Annotated in this window: 17 protein-coding genes and 1 pseudogene; 8 read left to right on the top strand and 10 right to left on the bottom strand. The window is 63.1% G+C overall.

The features are described 5' to 3' along the window. Positions 1–79: 79 nt before the first annotated feature. The 8 genes and pseudogenes from ACK5NW_RS10215 to ACK5NW_RS10180 all read right to left on the bottom strand — a co-directional run bounded on the left by ACK5NW_RS10215 (position 80) and on the right by ACK5NW_RS10180 (position 11,135). Positions 80–931, bottom strand: a complete 852-nt coding sequence (locus ACK5NW_RS10215; RefSeq protein WP_416927673.1) for a hypothetical protein — start codon at positions 929–931, stop codon at positions 80–82. After that, the gene (locus tag ACK5NW_RS10210; protein ID WP_416927671.1) at positions 918–1,346 is read right to left on the bottom strand and encodes a hypothetical protein; all 429 of its coding nucleotides are present in this window, start codon (positions 1,344–1,346) and stop codon (positions 918–920) included. Before ACK5NW_RS10210 ends, ACK5NW_RS10215 begins: the two co-directional genes overlap by 14 nt. Before the next feature lie 48 nt (positions 1,347–1,394). After that, positions 1,395–2,534: pseudogene (locus ACK5NW_RS10205) on the bottom strand (ATP-binding protein). 58 nt (positions 2,535–2,592) lie between these two features. Beyond that, positions 2,593–5,382, bottom strand: coding sequence for a DUF4132 domain-containing protein (locus ACK5NW_RS10200; protein WP_416927669.1), 2,790 nt, complete (start codon positions 5,380–5,382; stop codon positions 2,593–2,595). Further along, positions 5,382–6,113 carry a hypothetical protein gene (locus ACK5NW_RS10195; protein ID WP_416927667.1) on the bottom strand — a complete coding sequence of 244 codons (732 nt, stop codon included), beginning with the start codon at positions 6,111–6,113 and terminating at the stop codon, positions 5,382–5,384. The genes ACK5NW_RS10200 and ACK5NW_RS10195 overlap by 1 nt, the downstream gene beginning before the upstream one ends. Continuing rightward, entirely contained in the window at positions 6,110–8,674 is a 2,565-nt protein-coding gene (locus tag ACK5NW_RS10190) for a DUF4132 domain-containing protein (RefSeq protein WP_416927665.1), read from the bottom strand. Before ACK5NW_RS10190 ends, ACK5NW_RS10195 begins: the two co-directional genes overlap by 4 nt. Continuing rightward, positions 8,611–10,320 carry a WGR domain-containing protein gene (locus ACK5NW_RS10185; protein ID WP_416927663.1) on the bottom strand — a complete coding sequence of 570 codons (1,710 nt, stop codon included), beginning with the start codon at positions 10,318–10,320 and terminating at the stop codon, positions 8,611–8,613. Before ACK5NW_RS10185 ends, ACK5NW_RS10190 begins: the two co-directional genes overlap by 64 nt. Before the next feature lie 104 nt (positions 10,321–10,424). Then, positions 10,425–11,135 (bottom strand): Crp/Fnr family transcriptional regulator, encoded by a 711-nt coding sequence (locus ACK5NW_RS10180; protein WP_416927661.1) that lies wholly within the window; start codon positions 11,133–11,135, stop codon positions 10,425–10,427. Between the two features lie 171 nt (positions 11,136–11,306). Between ACK5NW_RS10180 and ACK5NW_RS10175 the strand changes: the two genes are divergently transcribed. From ACK5NW_RS10175 to ACK5NW_RS10145, 7 genes are all read left to right on the top strand, one after another. After that, complete coding sequence (locus tag ACK5NW_RS10175; protein ID WP_416927659.1) at positions 11,307–13,241, top strand: AMP-dependent synthetase/ligase; 1,935 nt, start codon at positions 11,307–11,309, stop codon at positions 13,239–13,241. A gap of 17 nt (positions 13,242–13,258) precedes the next feature. Continuing rightward, positions 13,259–14,080, top strand: coding sequence for an ABC transporter ATP-binding protein (locus ACK5NW_RS10170; RefSeq protein WP_416927675.1), 822 nt, complete (start codon positions 13,259–13,261; stop codon positions 14,078–14,080). An 18-nt stretch (positions 14,081–14,098) separates the two neighbouring features. Then, positions 14,099–15,028: a branched-chain amino acid ABC transporter permease gene (locus tag ACK5NW_RS10165; protein ID WP_416927657.1), complete on the top strand. Its 930-nt coding sequence runs from the start codon at positions 14,099–14,101 to the stop codon at positions 15,026–15,028. Positions 15,029–15,101: 73 nt separating this feature from the next. Further along, on the top strand, positions 15,102–16,178 hold the full coding sequence (locus ACK5NW_RS10160) for a branched-chain amino acid ABC transporter permease (protein ID WP_416927655.1): 1,077 nt from the start codon (positions 15,102–15,104) through the stop codon (positions 16,176–16,178). A gap of 177 nt (positions 16,179–16,355) precedes the next feature. Next, positions 16,356–17,675 (top strand): ABC transporter substrate-binding protein, encoded by a 1,320-nt coding sequence (locus ACK5NW_RS10155; protein ID WP_416927653.1) that lies wholly within the window; start codon positions 16,356–16,358, stop codon positions 17,673–17,675. Positions 17,676–17,780: 105 nt separating this feature from the next. Next, positions 17,781–18,599: an ABC transporter ATP-binding protein gene (locus ACK5NW_RS10150; protein WP_416927651.1), complete on the top strand. Its 819-nt coding sequence runs from the start codon at positions 17,781–17,783 to the stop codon at positions 18,597–18,599. 210 nt (positions 18,600–18,809) lie between these two features. Beyond that, complete coding sequence (locus ACK5NW_RS10145; RefSeq protein WP_416927649.1) at positions 18,810–20,078, top strand: phenylacetate--CoA ligase family protein; 1,269 nt, start codon at positions 18,810–18,812, stop codon at positions 20,076–20,078. Between the two features lie 86 nt (positions 20,079–20,164). On the opposite strand, the gene ACK5NW_RS10140 is transcribed toward ACK5NW_RS10145, so the two are convergent. Together ACK5NW_RS10140 and ACK5NW_RS10135 are read right to left on the bottom strand one after the other, a co-directional pair. After that, positions 20,165–20,974 carry a UPF0149 family protein gene (locus ACK5NW_RS10140; protein WP_416927647.1) on the bottom strand — a complete coding sequence of 270 codons (810 nt, stop codon included), beginning with the start codon at positions 20,972–20,974 and terminating at the stop codon, positions 20,165–20,167. A 60-nt stretch (positions 20,975–21,034) separates the two neighbouring features. Then, positions 21,035–21,943 carry an EamA family transporter gene (locus ACK5NW_RS10135; RefSeq protein WP_416927645.1) on the bottom strand — a complete coding sequence of 303 codons (909 nt, stop codon included), beginning with the start codon at positions 21,941–21,943 and terminating at the stop codon, positions 21,035–21,037. 146 nt (positions 21,944–22,089) lie between these two features. On the opposite strand from ACK5NW_RS10135, the gene ACK5NW_RS10130 reads away from it, so the two are divergent. Further along, the coding region (locus tag ACK5NW_RS10130) for a hypothetical protein (RefSeq protein ID WP_416927643.1) at positions 22,090–22,444 on the top strand (355 nt) is incomplete at its 3' end.

The raw sequence follows: 22,444 nt of genomic DNA, 5'->3' as shown, positions 1-22,444 counted from the left end.
AATCAGGGTCAAGCGAACCAAAAACAGCGCAAAACGATGAGAAATTCAACGCTCGTTTCGCCATGTGAACATTCACGCGTCACCTCGCCCTGCAGCGGGGGTTGTGCAGACCTTCCCTAGCAGAGGAATCGTCTATATGAATATCGCCTTTTTCATTAAAACCGCCTGTGCGAGCATTGTCTTTTTCATTAATATTAATAAGTTCAACAGGTTGACCAGCATGCGGCGGTTTTATCGCCCGACCATCGCTATCCTTCCATTGCTTGCCATCAAAGGAATAGCCACTCCGCATAGACATTATCCCAATGTTTTGATATAGATTTCCACCAAAATTAGGGGCATTAACTGGCTTCCCATCCTTATCCAAGGGCAGCACAGGCGCTATATGGGCAACCTCCAGCAACGCGCTAGCCACACCATTGCTGTTGTTGTTCAGTGGTGAGTATTCAAGCTTGGCATCGTTGATCTGCTGGCCGACCATCATCACCGACTTCAACTTATCATCCAACTCGGCATCAGTTCCGCTCCACACCACCCGCCGTTCATGTGTTTCTCCTGATTGCGGCCAGTCGGGAGCCATCATCCGACCTCTCGTGGGAGCGCCCTTTTCGTCTCTCAACAACGTCGGGTCGTCATACTGCTCCATTCCGACAGGAATAGGGCGAACCGTTCCATCTGTTTGTTGCTGATAGACCGCATCGTAAGGTGCATGATAAGGAGCAATATCGACACGAATATCGCCAAAATTCTTCGAGCCGAGTAGCGTGCTCTCTGCGAGGTTGCCGATCTGGCTGCCTTCCGTGCGCGCATCTGGCCCTGCTCGAACAACAAGTTGACTTCCATCAGATCGTTCGAACAGCAAATAGGCATGCCGCCTATCTGCGGCGACTGGACTGGTGCCTATGATGATTTTGGCTTCATCGTCCACCATTTCGGCGCTCCAATTCGACAGGTGTCCTTGCCACCTGAATCTCTGACACAGTCGCTTCGTCAAAAGAATTGAGTGTCACAAACCAGTGTATAGGCACTTCCGGCGGCACGAATTGCCGATTCGTTGGCTGGGAGGAGGATGGCGTCGAGTAGGTACAGACAATGGAGCGCCGGACATCCGACGTTATAGGCATCGCCGGATTACAAGCAAAACCTTTAGATTTAAGTGTGCTAACAGCTTCATTAATAGCCGTGCCAATTGCTACCCACTGCAAGATCTGAGTCTTAGCTTCAGTTGAAGATCGCTGAGATTGAAACGAATCAGAGCCTACTTTCGGAGCATCAGTCATGGCGGCGCAACCTGTAGATAAAAGGGTAAAAAATAGAAACAGCACTCGGGCAGAAATGAGGTGCATGGATATTCCTATGAGTATAAAAGAATGCGTCGAAAGGTTAGCACATCCTCACGGCAGCCGGTGCCGCGCCTCGTAATACGCGCGCCAGTGCGCGCCCTGACGCTTGGCGGCTTTTTGCTCAAAATAACGGCGCAGCTTGGCGCGATCATCGGCATGGTCTTTGACGACGGTGCCTGCAATGCAATCGACCAGGTCTTGCGGCGAGCCGTCGCGCTGCTCCAAAAACCAGGCGCGCACACCCACGGCGTGGGCCACGTTGACCGCCTCGGCGGTGGACATGACCGCCGTGAGGCGATCCATGGCGGCGTCGCTGCCCGCCGATGGGCCTTGGCCTTACGCCGCACCGCGCAAGTCGCGGAAGGTGGTGACCAGCAACTCCAGCACGTTCGCGGGGACGGTTTTGGGGATGCCGCTTTGCGCCAGCAGGCGCGCGCTGGATTCCTGCACCAGCGCCAGTTCGCGGTCGAAGTCGAGGATGGGAAACACGGTTTCAAAGTCGAACCGGCGCTTGAGCGCGGCGCTCATCTCGTTGACGCCGCGGTCGCGCGTGTTGGCCGTGGCAATGATGTTGAAGCCCTCGCGCGCGTACAGCATGGCGTGCTGGCCTGCGAGTTCGGGCACGGCCATCACGCGGTCGGACAGCATGCCCAGCAGGCAGTCCTGCACCTCCAGCGGGGCGCGGGTGATTTCTTCAAAGCGCACCACCTGCCCGGCCTGCATGCCCTGGTACAGCGGCGCGGGCACCAGCGCGCGCGGGCTGGGGCCTTCGTTGATGAGTAGCGCGTAGTTCCAGCCGTACTTGATCTGGTCTTCGGTGATCGACGCGCCGCCCTGGATGGTGAGCGTGGAGCTGCCGCTGATGGCTGCCGCCAGCAATTCCGACAGCATGGATTTGGCCGTGCCCGGCTCGCCCACCAGCATCAGCCCGCGACCTGTGGCCAGCGTGACCAGCATGCGCTCGATGCTGGCCACGGGCGCGACGATCTTGGGCGCAATGCCCAGCGTCGCATCGCCCAGAATGAAGCTGCGCGCGGCCGTCAGGCTCAATTGCCAGCCCGGTGGCCGTGGGTTGGCGCTGTCTTGCGCCTTGAGTTGCACCAGTTGTTCGGCGTGCTGGATTTCAGCCGGGGGGCGTTGCAGCGTGGGCGCTGCCGCGGTGGTTGCCAATGCTTTTTTGGAGGAGGCCATGAGGGGTTGCAGACAGGCGTTGTGATCAGGTTTTGAATATTTACCGCATTTACCGTATTTACCGCGCGATGGACACCATGTCGCGCACGGCTTCGCTGAAGGCGATGGGCGACAGGCCCGACAGCGGCGCGCCGTATTGCAGCTCACCCAGGGTTTGCGGTGCGCCGCGGTCGTTGGGGTCGCTGCGGTCCAGCCCCGGCTGAAAAAGCAGCGTCAGCGTGCCGCCCTCGGGCAAGCGGCGCACTGCATGGTTGTAGATGCCGTCGTCGCCGTGACCACGTTCCCAGCCGCGCGCTTGCAGGCCCCACAGCGGGCCGGGCCAGGCGTGCTGGCCCACCCAGCGGGTGAGTGCGTGCTGCGCGGCTTCAGCTTCGGGCAGCCGGTAGACGCTGCGCTGCAACTGTTCAAACGGTTGAATCAATTCGTAGTCGGCCAGTTGTTGCGAGAAGGCGGCGATTTGTTCGGCATCGAGCTGCAAGGGGTGCGGCAGCACGACAGTCCACGCGCTGTCCGCAGTCTCGTCCCAGCCCGCCGGTGCGGCCCAGGCCTCGTCATCGGCATCCACCCATTCGCCTTCGGCGGTGACGCGGAACGTCGAGTGCAAGGCGCGTGGCGGGTCGAATAGTGCGCCGTTGGCAGGCGCTGCGTTGGCAGATGCTGGCGGCTGCACGCCCCACACCAGCCGCTGGGCCAGGTGGCGCATCAACGGGTGTTCGGCCAGAAACTGTCTGAATTCAGCAGGCGTCCAGCGACGGCCATCGCACATGGCGCGCTCCAGCCGCGCAGGCTGCTGGCTGGCGGTGGTGGCAGCGTCCTGCTTCAGCGCCTTGTAGCGCGCCACGGCCTGCGCCGCCAGCGCCGCGTCGTCGCTGGCGCGCGGGCGCGGTGCGCTGCTCAAACGCGGGCCGGGGCGGTCGCCCGCCCATTCACGCACGTGCGGCACCAGGGCTTCGTCAAAACCCACCACGAACTGGCGCGGGCCAAAGTCCAGCATCAGGTGGCCGCGCGCGTCCAGGCCCAGATCGGGCACCACGCGGTCTTGCAGTTGCTCGGGCGTCAAGCCGCGCACTTCGGCCGCTTCGCTCAAGCGCTGCGCGGCCTGCTCGCGCACGGCCAGCGCGCGGCCTTTGCGGGCCAGGGCGTCCAGTTGCAGCAAGGCCGTGTCGGTGCCCAAAAGGGCCAGTGCCTCCAGCACCCAGCCGATGCGTTTGGTGCTGGCACCTGAACCCGGCGCACCCCAGCGACGCGCCAACGCGCCCAACTGGCGCGCCGTGTCGTCGGTGCCTACCGCGCCCAGCGCACGCAGCGCCCAATGGCTTGGGGCGCTGCAACCGGCAGCTTCCCATGCCTGGCATGCATCCCAGGCGAAGTCGGCCACGCTCTGCGGCTCGCAGGCAGCCAGTACCGCGTCGATGCCTGCGTAGCGTTGTGGCATGTCGGCGGTAAAGCTCAGCATCAGGCCCAGCGGGTGCAGGGCTTCGTCGGGCAATGCCAAACCGCTTTCGCGCAAGCGGGGGTGCCGCCAGCCCGCCGGTTGCCAGAAAACGGGCAGCTTGCTGCGGGCGGTGATGCGTGCGGGGTAGTCGTGCAGCGGGTCTTCGGCCAGCAGCGCTTCGGCGGCGGCCTGCACGGTGCGGTTGTCGTAGCGCTGCGCGGCGCGACGTATGGCCTGGGCACCGTCCATGGCCGCCAGCGCCCGCAGCGCCGCGCGGGCCTCCTGGCGGGCGGCATCTGCCTGGCCCAGTGCGGCGGGCAGCAGCCCGGCTGCGGCATGGTCAGGAAAGCGCCGCAGCCAGCCGCGCGCCATGGCCCGGCGCGTGGGGCGGCGGGCCATGGCCTGCGCCATGATCGGTGCGACGGCGGTGGTGCCCATGAACTGGGCGAAAAAGAACGCGGGCTGGTTGTCCCACGTGATGGGCGGCGACGAAATGGCTTCGTTGTGGATCACGTTCAGCAGCCCTGGTGCCGCCGCTACACCAAAGCGCGCCATCATTTCGTTGAAACGCGGCGGTATAGAGAAAAGGCTGGACACCTGGTTCCAGAAAGCCAGCGCTACGGTGGGCGGCAAATAGCGGGCAAAGTGTGTGGCCGCAGAAATGGGGCCGCCGCGTCCGTTGTATTTGGCGTGCCCATGCGCAGCCTGCCAGTCAGCAATGAAGCCGTCGATGTGCGCGGGCACTGTTTGCAGCCGCAGAATGCGCTCAGCCGTCCAGCCCGGCAAATACTGGGCGAGTTCGGCGCAGGCTTCCAGGGGCGTCTTTGATCTCGGATGTGCGCCAAGTACATAGTCTTCGCGCCGACAGGTGCCCCAGTTTTCGGCCGCAGGCACTTCCATCACAGCCAGATCGAGCGCGGTGTCTGTGGTGGGCTTTGATGTGCGGCCAGCCCAGGGTGGTGCGGCCAGCACGGCAGGCCACTGGCTGCGTGGGGCCATCTCGCGCGTTGAATCGAGCGCCTCCGTCATGGGTGCCAGCAGACGCTGCGCGGCGGGCGCAAGGTTTTGCATCAGCGCGGGCAGGCCCTCGCCCACCAGTGCGCTGGTGGTTTTGAGCAAGGGGGTGAGTCGTGTCGCAGTGCCTTTGGGCAAGCTGCCTTCGGCCAGCACCTGCGACAGCGCGCGCAAGGCGGTGGCAGGGCGCTGCTCGCAAAACCAGTGCAGCGCCTTGGCGCTGCGGGCGGAGCGACCCGCCATGCGCACCAGCGCCTCAGCCGCAGGCGCATCGTCGTAAGCGGCCAGCGCCCAGCCAAGGGACTCGCTGTTTTGCGTAGCGCTCAAGGCCACCAAGGTGGTGCACAAATCAGCCCCCTGGTTGTGTACCAGCCATGCCAGCAAAGCGGTGTGGCCCATCAGCGGCGTGCCGTCGCCCACCACTTCAGCCAGCGGGCCGCCTGTTCAGGCGTGGCCGCATCCAGAATGTCCACGGCCAGTGGGCGCAGCTCTGGCAGGGCGATGGCAAATTCCACACGTTCGGACAAGGGCAGTTGCGCCCAACAGGCTTGGAGCTGCGCCACGCCGTCGGCCCGCACGGCGGGGGCGGCCTGCATCCAGTGCCCGCGGCATTGCCACAACGAGTCCATGGGCTGGCTGGCCATGGCGAAATCCAGATCGGCTTTGCCCGACGGCGCGCCTTGGTGCAGCCTCTGGCGTTTGACGTCCATCCGCCAGCGCGCCGCTTCGATCAGGGTTTGCAAAGCCACCGGCACGCCATGCTGCAAGGCCAGCCAGTGGATCAGCGTGCCTGCGGGTTCGTCGCGCTCGTCCCAGGCGTGCTGGCGCACGCGGCGTATCAGCAGGCCCAGCATGCGGGTGTCCACGCGCTCCAGTTGCTGCGCCAGCCAATGGCGCATGCCCTCCGGCTCGATCTTCAAGGGTTCGGGCAACTCGGCTTGCAGGCCGTAGCCGTCGGCCTGCTCCAGCAGGCGCTTGCGCAAGGCGCTCAACTGGCTGGCCTTGGGCAAAGCCTTGGCTTTAGGCTCGCCGGGCGGCAGTGCGGCGCGCAGGAACGGTGGCAGAAGTGGCGGCAGGGCGATGGCGGCTGCCTCTATGGCTGAAGAAGGATCGATTGTGGTCGTGCTCATGCCCGCAAGGCCTCCATGTCGCGGATCAGCTCGCTGGCCGAGATGGCATCCAGCGCACTGAAGGCCTCCGGGGCTTTGATGTCACCCCAATGGCCAGGCGTGCCCACCTTGACTTCGCCCAGCGTTTGTTCAGGGTATTCGTTGACCAAGCCGACGATGATGCCCGGCTCCAGATCCAGCTCGATCACCTTGTCCGCACCCAGCGGTTTGATGAAGTACCAGATGCCGCCGCCATCCTGTGCCTGACCGCGCCGCCAGCCTTTGTTGACCAGGCCCAGCACACGGCCCGTGGGCACCTTGGCACCGCTCCAGCGCACCAGCGTGTCGGCGGCTTTTTCAGTCTCGGTCAAGGTATAGGTGTCGCGGCCAATTTGCGCAAAGGGCTGCAACAACTCGTAGTCGGCAAACACCTGGCCAAAGGCCGCCGCATCGATGGCGGGCAGCTCCAGCGCGTGCGGCACGTCGATGCGCACCGCCTCGCCTGCAGGCAGGTCGAACGGGTCGTCGTCGGCAGTGGCGAAGCTGCCGTCTTCGGCCACGCGGAAACATGCTTTCAGATCGCCGCCGTAGTTGCCGCCATCGGGTACGGTGTACACACCCCAGATCAGGCGCTGCACCAAGTGCCGCACCAGCGGGTGTTCGGCCAAAAAGGTGCGAAACACCTCGGGCGTCCAGCGGCGGCGGGCACACATGGCCACTTCCAGCCGCAGCAGTTGCTGGCTGGCGATGGTGCGGGCGTCTTTTTTAAGCAGCTTGAAACGGTCCACGGCGGCTTTGGACAAAGCCGCGTCGTCGGTCTTTTTGGGCTTGGGCAGATCGGCCAGGCGCGCGCCGGGGGCATCGTTGGCACCCAACTCGCGCACGCAGGGTTTGAGGGTTTCGTCAAAGCCCACCTTGAAAGCGCGCGGGCCAAAGTCCAGTCGCAACGACCCTTGCTCGTCCAGGCCAAGGTCTGGGGCCAGGCGGTCTTCCAGCTCCTCGGTGCTCAGGCCGCGTGCCTCGGCAATGGTGTTGATTTTCTCGCGCGCCTTGTCCTGCAATCCCTTGAACTTGATTTTTTGCGCAATGCCGTTGAGCAGCATCAGCGCCACGTCAGAACCCATGCCCGCCAGCACGTCCAGCCCGGCGACGGCGCGCGCATGCGTTGCCTCGCCCGGCCATGCACGGATGAAGGGCGTGAGCTTGCGCGCCGTCTCGTCATTGCCCAACAGACCCAGCGCCGTCAGCGCCCAGTTTTCTTTGCCCACGCCTCCGGCTTCCAGCCAGGCGCTGAAGGCGTCCCAGGCAAAGTTGGCCAGCGAGTCGCTGCGGCAGGCCTCTTTGACCACAGCAATGCCGCCGTAGACCTCTTCGCTCGTGGGAAAGGTCAGCATCTGGCCCAGATGTTCCAGCGCTTCGTCGGGCAAGCCCTTGCCGTTCAGCAGGACAGGCCGTCGCCAACCGCGTGGCTGGTACCAACCGGGCAGCTTGGCCCGTTTGGTGGGAAAACGGTCGAGTGGGCTTTCGTCCAGCACGGCGCTCAGGGCATCGGTCACGGCGGGGTCGCCGTAGCGGCTGGCCACTTCAAGCAGCAGATCACCGTGGCCCTGCGTCTGCAACAGCCGCAACGCTGAGGCTGCGCAGTCGCGTGCTTCGCCCGGTTTGCCCAGGGCGGGCGCGATCAGGCCGCAGGCCGCGTGCTCAGGATATTTCAGAAGCCATGCGCGCCCTTCGGCGTGCAAGGTTTTGAGTTTGGCAAAGGCGCGTGCGGCGGGCGCGGCCAGTTCCACCGCGCCGTAATTCGCGGCCAGTGCAAGGTGTTCGTTGGGCGTGGCCTGCACCACGGTCAACAGGCCGGGCAGCGCGGGCAAACCCAGCAAAGCCATGACGAAAGCCGTGTTTTCGAAAGACGTTTGCGCCTCACCGGCCAGCGCATTCCAGAACGGCGCGCGCATGGGATCGGGCAACAAGGTCGCCGCATCGCCATTGAAGCGGGAGCAGTAATAACGCTCGCTTTGGCGCAGGGCCAGCACGCTTTGCCATGCCTTGACCAGGGCCGCGACATCGCTTTGCTGGATGGCGGCATGAGCCTCGGCGCGGGCGGCACCGAAGGTGTTGTTCCACTTGCGTTTGAATTCGGCCTCGTCAGCATCACCAGACCAGTAGCGTTGCTTGTCAAACTCCAGGTAATCCAGCAGAGCGTCTGAGGATGCGCGCGCCTTGTCATGGCGCGACTGTTCCCAGGCACTCAGCTTCAGCGCAGCTTCACGCGCGCCGGGTGCCCATTGCTCGACGGGTGCCAGCGCCAAGGTTTCCAGCGCTAGCACGCTTGTGGCTTTCTTTTTTGTTTTGGCCAGCCAGGGCGGGGCTGCCAGCACATCGGGCAACTCGGCCATGTCGGCCACTTCGGTGGGGCCAGCCAGCAAGGCAAGTTGCTGATCGATGGCGGCCTGCGCGCTGGCGTCCATCCAGGGTCGCAAGCCATCGATCAGCCCCTGATGGGCGTTCAACAGGCGTGTCAGGCTGGGTTTGAGCAAGCTGGCATCCTTGCCACCCGCAGCCACCAGTTTGGCCAGCGCCACCAGCGCAGCCTGCGGCCAGCGGTCGGCGGTCGGCGGTCGGCGGCCAAAGTCAGACGCGCCAGTGTGTCTTTCGATGTGCTGGCCACCTTGGCCAAGGCGGTGACAGCTTCTGGTGTGCCGATGGCGGCCAGCGCTTCGCCCGCCTGTTTTTCAGCGGCCCCTTTTTCGAGCACGGCAACGGCGTCGACGCCGCGCTCCAGCAGGGCCGTGGACACCATTCGGCTGGAACCCCAAAACCCTTCTGAATAGCCCAGCCGCACCTTGGCAGCCTGGGCCATGGCCGCGGGATCGGTGGCGGTCAATAGCAGCCAGTGCACCTCTTCGGGCGTGTCTTTTTCAGCGCACAGCCGCAGCACCAGCGCGTTAGACAGCGCAGGCCGGTCAGGCAGCAGCAAAGCCATCACGGGCTGGCGTGCGGGATGCAGTTGGGGTAGCGCGGCTTCGATACGGTCGGCGCAAGCGGCCCAGTCGGCCTGGCTGGCGGCAGCAAGGTAGCGGCGCATGGCCGCTTCGCCTTGCCCCATCGGCCCGCGCCAGCCGTTGTTGACGGCGCGGCTTACTTGGGTTGAAAAACTGTGGCGGTGTGTGTCGCTCTTGCGGTCATAGGTGGACGCGGCTTGAATGCGCTGCGCTGCCAGCCAGATGTCCACAGCCTGAAGCAGGCCGTAGCGGGCCACCAAATAGCCCACAACCGCTTCGGTGATGGCATTTTCGCCGTAGTCGTCGTAGTAGTAGCCTCTGGCGCTCAAAGCCGCTGCCAGCAGCAGTGCATCCGCTTCCACATCCGGCGGCGGTTCGGCGGTTTGCATGCGATCCAGCGCGCGCTGTGCAGCCGGGCGCAAAGCTGCGTCGGTGGCGTTGACGTCGATCAGCCATTGTGCTTTCTGTTTGACCAGCAGCCATGCCGCAGCAGGGCTGGTCAGCTTGACCGGCTGCGCAAAGCGCCGTGATGCATAAGCCTCGGCGTGCATTTCGGGCGTCAGGCGCACAGGTTGGTTTTGCGTCAGCCAGGGCGGCGCGCCTTCAGCCGCAGGCGTGGCAGCTGCTGACGTGGTTGACGTGATTGCTGTAGCGGTTGCGAGGTTTTTTTCGCCCAGCGCTTTGGCTTTTGCCGGGGCGCTTTCGTGCACCTGCGCTGTGGTGCCCCAGCCGCGCAGCAGGCCGTAGGATTTGAGCCGCTCGAACGCCATGGCAGCGCCTTGATCGCTCACGGCGTGTTGCCGTTTGAGCGCCGCCGCCGAGAGCTTGTCGCCCACTTTGAGCGCGCCGTCGGCGATTTGTGCGCGCACCGCCTCAAACACACGGTCGCACTGTGTATCCAGGCTTTCGGCAGCGGGCGCGGATGGGGCCGCAGAAAGCGTCGTGGCAGATTGGGGGGGCGGTGCAGCTTCCGGCGCTTTGGGTTTGGCTTCGGTCTTGCCAATGCGGGCACCCTCGGCCACCTCAGTTTCTTTATAGCCCTTGCCGGTTTTTTCGGCCGTCAGCTTGTTCAGTGCGGTGGTGGCCTTGGCATCGTCAGCAAAGGATTTGGTCTGGCTTTGCCCTGCGGTGCCGATGCGGCCCCAGCGGATGTTCAGGTCGCTGCCTGCCTGCTCAACCTCCCAGAACTTGCTGGATTTGTCATCAATCAGCTCGAAACGCCGCATGTCTTGAATCTCCTTGGGCTGCGCTGAACACCGCCGGATGCAGGTGTTTGCGCCATCAGGCGATCAAGCATAGTGCACGGACAGTGGCGGCTGAGGTGTAACGCTCAAAACGACTGGTTGCGCAGCGCCGCCAAATCCACGATGCGCAAGCCGCCGTATTCGATCTGGATCAGCCCGCGCGCAGCCAGCGCTTTGAGCGCTTCGTTCACGCGCTGGCGCGACAGGCCGACCAGGTAGGCCAGCTCTTGCTGGGTGATGCGCAGTAATTGGCCCACGCCGGGAAACAGCGCCGGATTGGCCAGCGCGGCCAGGTTGCGGGCCACGCGCTGCTCGGGGTTGGGGGTGCGGTCGGCTTCGATGGTGGTGATGAACTGCGCCAGCCGTTCGTTGAACTGGTTCATCACAAAGCGGTTGAAGCCGATGGAGTGGTCCAGCAGCCAGTGGAAGGTGTCCAGCGGCAGGCCCGCCACGCGGCTGCGCCGCAGCGCCTGGATGTTGTAGCGGTAAGCCTCGCGCTTGAGTGCGGTGCCTTCGCCAAACCAGCCGCCAGGCGATACGCCGGTGTAGGTGATGGTTTGGCCGCGCGCGGTGTCGGTGCTCATTTTCAGCAGGCCATCGACCAGGCCAAACCAGTAGGTGGCGGGGCGGCCGATGCGGCAAATCACCTCGCCGGGCAAAGCTTCGCCAATGCGCAGCTCGGGCACGGTGCGTTCTTGCTCGGCCGGTGTCAGCCGCGGCAGCCAGGGCACCTGGGCCAGCTCGCCAGGCTCAAGCGGGCGGCGGCGCTGGTGCAGGGGTGTGGTGAGGTCGGACATGCGAAAAAGAAGTGCAACTCTGTGGAAATCTCTACGGGAAATACCTAGGCAAATTGCGGTTCAATTGTCGTTGAAACGACAACATGGCGTCAAACTGCGGGGGTAGGATCAACGCCATTCAAGCCCCGTCCTGCACAGGGCGGGCACGACTTATCAGGAGACCACGCCCCCATGGCGACCACCTTCCCCCGTTTGCTGCAACAGCACGCCAGCCAGCGCCCTGGTGACCCGGCGCTGCGCGAAAAGGAATACGGCATCTGGCAGACCTGGAGCTGGCAGCGTGCCGAACAGGAAGTGCGCCACATGGCCGCTGGCCTGGCCAGCCTGGGCTTTGCACCGGAGCAAAACCTGGCCATCGTGGGCGACAACCGGCCTTATCTGTACATGATGTTTCTGGCCGTGCAGGCCATGCGCGGGGTGCCGGTGCCGATGTACCAGGATGCGGTGGCCGCTGAAATGGCCTTTGTGCTGGAAGACGCCGAGGTGCATTTCGTGTTCGCCGAAGACCAGGAGCAGGTCGACAAAATGCTGGAGCTGCGCGAGACGGTGCGCGGGCTGACATACATCATCTATGACGACCCACGCGGGCTGCGCAACTACCAGCAGCCGGGCTTGATGAGCGTGCAGGATTTGATGGCGCTGGGCCAGCAGCACGAGCAGCAGCAGCCCGGTGCGGTCACCCATTCAATGGCCCAGGTGCAGCCGGATGACGTGGCCGTCATCCTGTACACCTCCGGCACCACGGGTCGGCCCAAGGGCGTGTGCCAGACACACGCCAGTTTTTTAGGCGCAGCCCAGGGTGGGGTGCAAACCGATGGGCTGACCGGGCGGGACAACATCCTGTCTTACCTGCCGCCCGCCTGGGTGGGCGACTTTCTGTTTTCGATGGCTCAGTGGCTGGTGGCCGGTTTCACCATCAACTGCCCCGAGTCGGCTGAAACCGTGGGCATCGACATGCGCGAAATTGGCCCCACCTACTACTTTGCACCGCCGCGGGTGTTTGAAGGCATGCTGACTTCGGTGTCGATCCGCATGGAAGACGCGGCCCGTGCCAAACAATGGATGCACCACAAGTTCATGGCCGTGGCGCAGCGCGTGGGAGCCGACATTCTGGATGGCAAACCGGTGCCTTTGGGCGAGCGGCTGATGTACGGCCTGGGCAACGTGCTGGTGTACGGGCCGCTGAAAAACGCCATGGGCCTGTCGCGTATTCGCGTGGCCTACACCGCGGGCGCGGCCATCGGGCCGGATTTGTTCAAGTTTTTCCGCTCCATCGGCGTCAACTTGAAGCAGTTGTACGGCCAGACCGAGACCTGTGCCTACGTGTGCATCCAGAAAAACGGCCATGTCAAGCTCAACAGCGTGGGCCAGGCGGCCCCAGGCATCGAGCTGAAGATTGCCGACAATGGCGAGGTGCTGGTCAAGGGCGTGTCGGTGCTCAAGGAATACTACAAACGGCCCGACGCCACCGCCGAGGTGATGGACGCCGAGGGGTACTTTCACACCGGCGATGCGGGTGTGCTGGACCACGATGGTCACTTGCGCATCATCGACCGCGCCAAGGATGTCGGCAAGATGGCAGGTGGTGCCATGTTTGCGCCCAACTACATCGAGAACAAGCTGAAGTTTTTCCCGCAAATCAAAGAGGCCGTGTGCTTTGGCCACGAGAAAGCCCAGGTCTGCGCCTTCATCAACATCGACTTCGAGGCCGTGGGCAACTGGGCTGAACGGCAAGGCTTACCGTATGCCGGTTATGTGGACTTGGCGGGCAAGCCCGAAGTGCTGACCATGATGAAAGAGTGTGTCGAAAAAGTGAACGCCGATCTGGCCGCCGAAGAAGGCATGGAAGACACACAGATCGCCCGCTTTTTGGTGCTGCACAAAGAGCTGGATCCGGATGACGACGAGCTGACCCGCACGCGCAAGGTGCGACGCAACTTCATCGCTGAAAAATATGGCGTGCTGATCGAGGCGCTGTACAACGGCAGTGCAGAGCAGTTCATTGAAACTGCCGTCAAGTTTGAAGACGGTCGCACAGGCAAAGTCAGTGCCAACCTGCGCATCCTGGACACCAAGGTGTATCCCGCCGTCAGGAGCGCCGCATGAACGCCCCCCAGGCCATGATGCCGACACCCGCCGATGCGCCCACGCTGGCACAAGCCCACGCCAAGAAGGTGGGCGAGGTCATCCTCGACATCCAAAACATCAGCCTGCGCTTTGGCGGCGTGAACGCGCTGACCGACATCAGCTTCAACGTGCGCGAGCACGAAATCCGATCCATCATCGGCCCCAACGGCGCGGGTAAATCGTCGATGCTCAACTGCATCAACGGCGTGTACACGCCCAGCGAAGGCTCCATCACCTTTCGCGGCAAAACCTTTGGCCACATGAATTCACGTCAGGTGGCTGAAATGGGTGTGGCGCGCACATTCCAGAATCTGGCGCTGTTCAAAGGCATGAGCGTGCTGGACAACATCATGTCCGGGCGCAACCTGAAGATCAAAAGCAACCTGTTGCTGCAAGCGCTGCGCATCGGCCCGGCCGAGCGCGAAGAGATTGCGCACCGCGAGGTGGTGGAAAAAATCATCGACTTTCTGGAAATTCAGGCGCACCGCAAAACCCCTGTGGGTCAGTTGCCTTACGGCCTGCAAAAGCGGGTCGATCTGGGTCGCGCGCTGGCCATGGAGCCGCAGGTGTTGCTGCTCGATGAGCCGATGGCCGGCATGAACGTCGAGGAAAAGCAGGACATGAGCCGCTTCATCCTCGATGTGAACGACGAGTTCGGCACCACCATCGTGCTGATCGAACACGACATGGGCGTGGTGATGGACATCAGCGACCGTGTGGTGGTACTGGACTACGGCAAGAAGATCGGCGATGGCACGCCCAATGAAGTGCGCAACAACGAAGAGGTGATCAGCGCTTACCTCGGCACCAACCACTGATGGATTGAAAGACGGATCATGGGCTTTTTTCTGGAAACCTTGCTTGGCGGCCTGATGACCGGCATGTTGTACGCGCTGGTGGCGCTGGGTTTTGTGTTGATCTTCAAGGCATCGGGCGTGTTCAACTTTGCGCAAGGCGCGATGGTGCTGTTTGCGGCGCTGGCAATGGCGCGCTTTTCGGAATGGATTCCTGGGTGGCTGGGGCTGGACAACAAGATCCTCGCCAACTTGCTGGCCTTTGTCATCGCTGGGGCGCTGATGTTTGTGGTGGCCTGGCTGGTGGAGTTTTTGGTGCTGCGACACCTGGTCAATCAGGAAGGGGCCACGCTGCTGATGGCCACGCTGGGCATTACCTACTTTCTGGAAGGCATGGGCCAGACGCTGTTTGGCAGCGACATCTACAGCATCGACATCGGCATGCCCAAAGACCCCATGTTCTTGCTGGAAGGCATGTTCGAGGGCGGCATTCTGGTCAACAAGGAAGACGTGATTGCAGCGCTGATTGCCGCCGCGCTGGTGGCGGCGCTGTCGGTCTTTTTTCAGAAAACCAAGACCGGTCGTGCGCTGCGCGCGGTGGCTGACGACCACCAGGCGGCGCAGTCGATTGGCATTCCGCTGTCGCGCATCTGGGTCATCGTGTGGACGGTGGCAGGCGTGGTGGCGCTGGTGGCCGGGATGATCTGGGGCAGCAAGCTGGGCGTGCAGTTTTCGCTGACCACCATTGCGTTGCGGGCGTTGCCGGTGGTGATTTTGGGTGGCCTGACCAGTGTGCCGGGGGCCATCATCGGCGGGCTGATCATTGGCGTGGGCGAAAAATTGTCCGAGGTGTATTTAGGCCCGTTTGTCGGCGGCGGTATCGAAATCTGGTTCGCCTATGTGCTGGCACTGGTGTTTCTGCTGTTCAGGCCGCAGGGGCTGTTTGGCGAAAAGATCATTGATCGCGTGTAAGGCGATAACTGTCGAATCAATAGCTGCTTGCGCTTTTCACACAGGCACCAGAAGCCAACAAAACACTTAAACCATGTTCTACAGAGAAAACGGTCAATTCAAAACCAGCTACCACGCGGATCAGCAGATTTTTCCCATCGCGCAAGACCGCTGGGGGGTGCTGATTCTGGTGGCGTTGGCCTTTCTGGCTGTGCCGATGCTGGCCAGCGAGTACCTGTTTTTGTCGATCCTGATCCCGTTTTTGATCATGGCGCTGGCCGCCTTGGGCGTGAACGTGCTGGTGGGCTATTGCGGGCAGATTTCGCTGGGTTCGGGCGCGTTCATGGCGGTGGGCGCGTATGGGGCCTACAACTTTTTCGTGCGTGTGCCGAACATGCCGCTGGTGCCCGCTATCTTGCTGGGCGGCGTATGCGCCATGCTGTTTGGCATCTTGTTCGGCTTGCCCAGTCTGCGCGTGAAGGGCTTGTATCTGGCGGTGGCCACGCTGGCGGCGCAGTTCTTTTCAGACTGGATGTTTTTGCGCATCAGGTGGCTGACCAACGATTCGGCTTCCGGCTCGGTGTCGGTGTCGCACCTGCAGGTGTTTGGTCTGCCTATTGATACACCAGTGGCCAAATACCTGCTGTGCCTGGGCTTTCTGGTGGTGATGGCGCTGCTGGTTAAAAACCTGACGCGCAGCGCCATTGGCCGCGAATGGATGGCCATCCGCGACATGGACGTGGCCGCCGCCGTGATCGGTATCCGGCCGATGTACGCCAAACTCACCGCGTTTGCGGTCAGCAGTTTCATCGTGGGTATGGCCGGTGCGTTGTGGGCGTTTGTCTATTTGGGCGCATGGGAGCCAGGGGCCTTTAACGTCGATTTGTCGTTCAAGCTGCTGTTCATGGTCATCATCGGCGGGCTGGGGTCGGTAATGGGCAGCATGTTTGGCGCGGGCTTCATCGTGGTGTTGCCGATTTTTCTCAACCAGTTTTTGCCTTGGCTGGGCGGCCTGTTCGGCGTCAGCTTTTCCACCGCCACCGCTTCGCACGTCGAGCTGATGATTTTTGGCGCGCTGATCGTGTGGTTTCTCATCGTCGAGCCGCACGGGCTGGCCAAGCTGTGGGCGGTGGGCAAGCAAAAACTTCGCCTGTGGCCCTTCCCGCATTGAACATGAAACACCCCCTAAGTCGCTCACGCGCCTTCCCCCTCTCTCTTTGGGAGGGGGACAACGCCAGTGCCCGGCGCAGGTCCGGGCACGGCGTTCGCTGGATTCGCCTGCTCTGCGGCGTCCGGGTTGTCTGAAATTTGGTTTTTCCCCTTGCTTCAACTATTAAAGGAGACTCGCATGAAGCTATCCCGCACCCTGATCGCCGCCGCCGTGGTCGCGGCTTCTTCGGTCGCCACCAGCGCATTCGCGCAGGCCGAGCAATTCTTTCCACTGCTGTCGTATCGCACGGGGCCGTACGCGCCCAACGGCACGCCCTGGGCCAACGGCAAACAGGATTACCTGAAGATGATCAACGCCCGCGATGGCGGCATCAACGGCGTGAAGGTCACGTTTGAAGAATGCGAGACCGGCTACGCCACCGATCGCGGCGTGGAATGCTACGAGCGCCTGAAGAGCAAACCGGGCATGACCTACATCGACCCACAGTCCACCGGCATCACCTTCGCGCTGACCGAAAAAGCGCCCAACGACAAAATTGCGCTGATGACGCTGGGCTACGGCCTGTCGGTGTCGCAAGACGGCATGGCCTTCAAGTGGAACTTCCCGTTCATGGGCAGTTACTGGACGGGGGCAGACATCCTGATTCAGCACATCGCCAAATCGCTGGGCGGTGCCGACAAGCTCAAGGGCAAGAAAATCGCGCTGGTCTACCACGACAGCCCCTTCGGCAAAGAGCCGATTCCGCTGCTGCAAGAGCGCGCCAAGATGAACGGGTTTGATCTGTCGCTGCTGCCCGTGACCGCACCCGGTGTCGAGCAAAAAGCCACCTGGCTGCAAGTGCGCCAGCAGCGCCCTGATTTTGTGTTGCTGTGGGGCTGGGGCGTGATGAATTCCACCGCGTTGAAAGAGGCCCAGGCCACGGGCTTTCCGCGCGAGAAGATGTACGGCGTGTGGTGGGCCGGTGCCGAGCCGGACGTGCGCGACGTGGGCGCAGGGGCCAAGGGCTACCACGCGCTGGCGCTCAACGGCTCGGGCACGCAGTCCAAGGTGATTCAGGACATCCTCAAACACGTGCACGAAAAAGGCCAAGGCAGCGGGCCTAAGGACGAAGTCGGTCAGGTGCTGTACACCCGCGGCGTCATCATCCAGATGCTGGGCGTGGAAGCCGTGCGCACCGCGCAAGAGCGTTTTGGCAAAGGCAAGGTGATGACGCCCGAGCAGGTGCGCTGGGGGCTGGAAAACCTGAACCTCGATCAAAAACGCCTGGATGCGCTGGGCTTTACTGGACTGATGCGTCCGCTGCAAACCACCTGTGCCAACCATATGGGATCCACCTGGGCGCGTGTGCAGACCTGGGACGGTGGCAAATGGGTGGTGGGCAACGACTGGTACCAGGCCGACGAAGCCATCCTCAAGCCCATGATCAAGGCTGGTGCCGCCAAGTACCTGGCCGACAAGAAGCTGCAAGCGCGCGCTGCGGCCGATTGCAACAGTTGATCAACGCCGAAAGTATCAGGCGTTGAAGCACTGGCAGCGCAGGCACTGTGCTTGCGCTGCCGCCATCCCCCTGAGTTTGACCGGCCCCCTGGAGGCTTGTTTTCGATGAGCAACGACGCATCCCCCAAAACCATCCTCACCGTCAACGGCATCGAGGTGATTTACAACCACGTCATCCTGGTGCTCAAGGGCGTGTCGCTCACGGTGCCTGAAGCGGGCATCGTTGCCATTTTGGGTGGCAACGGCGCAGGAAAAACCACCACCTTGCGAGCCGTGTCCAACCTGCTCAAGGGCGAGCGTGGCGAGGTGACCAAGGGCAGCATCGACTACAAGGGCGAGCGGATTGAAAACTTAAGCCCGGCCGATCTGGTCAAGCGCGGTGTGGTGCAGGTGATGGAGGGGCGCCACTGCTTTGCCCACCTGACGATTGAAGAAAACCTGCTCACCGGGGCCTACACCCGCACCGACAAGGCCGAGATTGCGCGCAACCTGGACAAGGTCTACACCTACTTTCCGCGCCTGAAAACGCGCCGCGCCAGCCAGGCGGCCTACACCTCGGGCGGCGAGCAGCAAATGTGCGCCATTGGCCGCGCGCTGATGTGCAATCCCAGCATGGTGCTGCTGGACGAGCCATCGATGGGGCTGGCACCGCAAATCGTGGAAGAGGTGTTCAACATCGTCAAAGACCTGAACCACAAAGAGCGCACCACCTTCTTGCTGGCCGAGCAAAACACCAACATGGCTCTGAAGTACGCCGACTACGGCTACATCATGGAAAGCGGCCGCATCGTCATGGATGGCAAGGCCAGCGATCTGGCCAGCAATGAGGACGTGAAAGAGTTCTACCTGGGCGTGGGCGGTGACGAGCGCAAGAGCTTCAAGGACGTCAAAAGCTACAAGCGGCGCAAGCGGTGGCTGGCCTGACATCCCCCCTGAGTCGCTGGCGCGCCTTCCCCCAGGGGGACAACGCCACTGGCCGGGGAGACCCCGGCCACGGCGTTCGCTCATGCGGCCTGCTCCGCAGCCACCAGGGGTGCTTGCGAGCGGGCTGAGTTTTGTGAGTCAAAATGGCTTCTAGCGCTTGATGTATCTGCGTTATTTGCTTCTAAAACTATAGTATTTGAAGACTGTGTGATGAGTGATTTCTTCGATACCCTGGAAACCCGTGACCCGGCGGTGCGCGAGGCGGCGCTGATGGCGGCTTTGCCGCGTCAGGTGGCGCACGCGCAGGCGGCCAGTGCGGCCATGGGCGACATTTTGTCCGGTGTGCACGCAGCGGCCATCAACTGCCGCGATGCGCTGGCCCGCCTGCCGGTGCTGCGCAAAAGCGAGCTGCTGGTGCGCCAGCAGGCCAGCCGTGCGGCCAGCTCTGCGCAAGGCCATGACGCTTTTGGCGGCTTTGCCGCCATCCGCTACGGCGCCGGCATGCCGCGCCTGTACGCCAGCCCCGGCCCCATTTACGAGCCTGAAGGCGTGGCGCGCGATTATTGGCGCGCCGCACGCGCGCTGTACGCGGCGGGCTTTCGGCCTGGTGACCTGGCGCACAACGCCTTCAGCTACCACATGACGCCCGGTGCGTTCATCATGGAAAGTGGCGCGCACGCGGTGGGCTGCACCGTGTTTCCGGCAGGTACCGGCCAGACCGAGCAGCAATTGCAGGCCATGGCCGAGCTGCGCCCGCAAGGCTACATCGGCACGCCCAGTTTTTTGCGCATCCTGGTCGAGAAAGCGCAAGAGGCGGGCAGCGACATCAGCAGCCTGACCAAGGGCCTGGTCGGCGGCGAAGCCTTTCCGCCCAGCCTGCGCGACTGGTTTGCCGAGCGCGGCTTGGCCGTCTACCAAAGCTACGCCACTGCCGACGTCGGCCTGATCGCCTACGAAACCCCGGCGCGCGAAGGGCTGGTGCTGGACGAGCACGTCATCGTCGAAATCGTGCGCCCTGGCACCGGCGACCCAGTGGCCGAGGGCGAAGTGGGCGAGGTGGTGGTCACGGTGCTCAATCCCGACTACCCGCTGATCCGCTTTGGCACGGGCGACTTGTCCGCCGTGCTGCCCGGCACCTGCCCCACCGGGCGCACCAACACCCGCATCAAAGGCTGGCTGGGCCGCGCTGACCAGACCACCAAGGTGCGCGGCATGTTCGTGCACCCCGGCCAGGTGGCTGAAGTGGTCAAGCGTTTTCCCGAGGTGGCCAATGCCCGCCTGGTCATCAGCGGCGAAATGGCCAACGACCAGATGCAATTGCGCGTTGAAACCGCGCAACCCGCCGCCGATGGTCTGGCCCAGCGCATCAGCGAAGCCGTGCGCGACGTGACCAAGCTGCGCGGCGACGTGCAATTGCTGCCTCCCGGCAGCCTGCCCAACGACGGCAAGGTGATCGAGGACGCGCGCAGTTACCAGTAAGCAAGCCTGTTCGTTCAGGGGGCAGCGTCAAGCAAGCCGGGTCAGCGTTACCTGTGCTCGGGATTGCACGGGCCATCTTGGCGGGCCTACCCTGCGCAGCATTTTTTATATTTCTTGCCGCTGCCGCACGGGCACGGGTCGTTGCGGCCCACCTTGTCGTCCTTGCGCACGGGCGCGATACGCGGCCCCAGCGCGGTGGCAATGTCGTACAGGTCGTACACCGCCCACAGCGCTTCACCAAAAGCTTCAAAGCGCGCCTGACTGACGCTGGGCGGCGCGTCGGGGTTGTACAGGTTGAGCGCAGGCGGGCCGGTGTCGTCGTCCAGCAGATCGGCCACGCAGTCCAGCGCATCGCGCATGTTCTCGGCAATTTCTTTATCGCGCGGATAAGCCCAGTCGTCGGCCCATATGTCAACGGCGGTCATGAAGCCCGCCGCCCAGACTTGGCCCAGCGCGGGTGGCGGGGCGCTTTGTGCCTTGTCGATCTCAGCACGCTCGGCCTCAGTCAGGCTGGCCATCAGACCGCGCCAGTCCAGCACGGCGGGGCTGAGGGCGCGCTCGTCATCCAGTGAATCGATTGGCGCTCGCAGCTCGGCGCTCAATTGCGCCTTGCGCTCCATCCAGCCCATGAAAAAGCGTGTGCTTTCGGCCGGGCTGGCAAACACCTGCGCGCCGTCGCGGCCAAACAGCACGGGCAGCCATTCGTCATCGCCAATGGGGCGGCGGGTGCACAACAGGGCCGTCATCAGCCCTTCGCAAAACTCCCACTGTGGGGTGTCAGGGTGGCGTGCGCGCACGGCGTCCAGCACGGCCTCCAGCGTGCCCAGGGTAGCGGCAGTGGCGTCGTCCAGCTCAACGTGGAGCGGTGTGTCAGGTTGATAGGAATCGTCGGTCATGGCAGGGCTTGAAAGATCAAGCGCCCATCGTAGCGCCTTGAAGATGGGTGCCGCTGTGCGCTACTTTTTTCGCGTGCCCAGCCAGATCACCGCGCCCACCACCAGCAGCGCACCCAGCAACTGCACCGGGGCAATGGCCTGGCCCAGCACTACCCAGGCCAGCACCAAAGCAAAAATCGGCTCCACATTCATGATGGCCGAATTGCCCACCACACCCAGCCGTGGCAGCACCGTGAACAAGATGGTGATGCCCGTGCCATACAGCAAAGTCAGCAGCGCCAGCCCCCACCAACCCACGGCGTGGCCGGGCCAGGCGAAGCCCCCGCTGGCCAGTGCCCCCGTTCCCGCCAGCAAGCCCACCATGGCCATGCTGCCAAAAGTGCGCACGCGCCCGTCCAGTCCGCCCGCCTCGTGCTGCGTCAACACCAGCGCCAGCCCGAAGGTCAGCGACGCCCCCAGCGCAAATGCCACCCCCACGCCAATGCGCTGCCACTGACCCGCTGCACCCAGGCCCGATGCGGCACCCAGCACATCCAGCGCCAGCACCAGCCCCAACAGAATGACCGGCATGGCGATCAGCAGCTTGCGCTCAGGCCGGTGCTGGTACAGCACCCGCGCCCACAGTGCGGTGGTGAGGGGAAAACTGTTGAACACCAGCAGCGCCAGCGCCACCGGCAACCGCGCCACCGCCGAATACAGGCACAGACTTTGCACCGCAATCAGCACCCCAATGGCGGGCAGCGCCTTGCGCTGGCGGCTGTCGAGGGCCAGCGGCACGCGCTGAGCCAGCAGCAGCGCCCCCACCACCAAGGCCGTGACCAGGCTGCGCACCGCCACCGCCGTCGGCACACTGACGCCGTCATTGAAAGCCACCCGCGCGGCCACGTGGTTGGCCCCCATCACCAGCGCGATGAACAGCAGCGTGAAAAAGGCAGCGCCGCTGAGGGCGCGGGCAGACGGGGTATTCATGTCCGCATCATCGCAGCCCGTGCCTGCGTGGGCTGACGCTCAAGTGTCTGCGCTGAAGCGCCGCCGATACCCAGAAAGATCGATCGACGGCACTTTGGTATACGTAATATGTCAGTGACCCGGCCAACTGCCGGACCGGCAAAACAGTGAATGGCCAACTGCAATGGCAACTGGTGTGGCAAAGCCAGCTCAGGCCCATTGCCCGTTTGAATGCAGACAACACCCTGGAGGCTACTTACTACTACGGCGACAAACCCAACGTCCCCGAAGCCATGCTCAAGGACGGCAAGACGTACAGAATCATCACCGACCAGTTGGGCAGTGTCAGATTGGTCATTGACAGCGACACAGGAGAAGTGGCCCAGCAAATGGACTACGACGTGTGGGGTAATGTCACGCTGGACACCAACCCCGGCTTCCAGCCCTTTGGGTATGCGGGTGGCTTGTACGACAGCGATACCCGATTGACGAGGTTCGGCGCAAGAGACTACGATGCCGAGG

The organism is Ottowia sp., assembly GCF_047975795.1.
In the GTDB taxonomy this organism is placed as follows: domain Bacteria; phylum Pseudomonadota; class Gammaproteobacteria; order Burkholderiales; family Burkholderiaceae_C; genus Ottowia.
The sequence above is the reverse complement of the archived record's forward strand: the minus strand, read 5'-3'. Positions and strand labels throughout refer to the sequence as shown.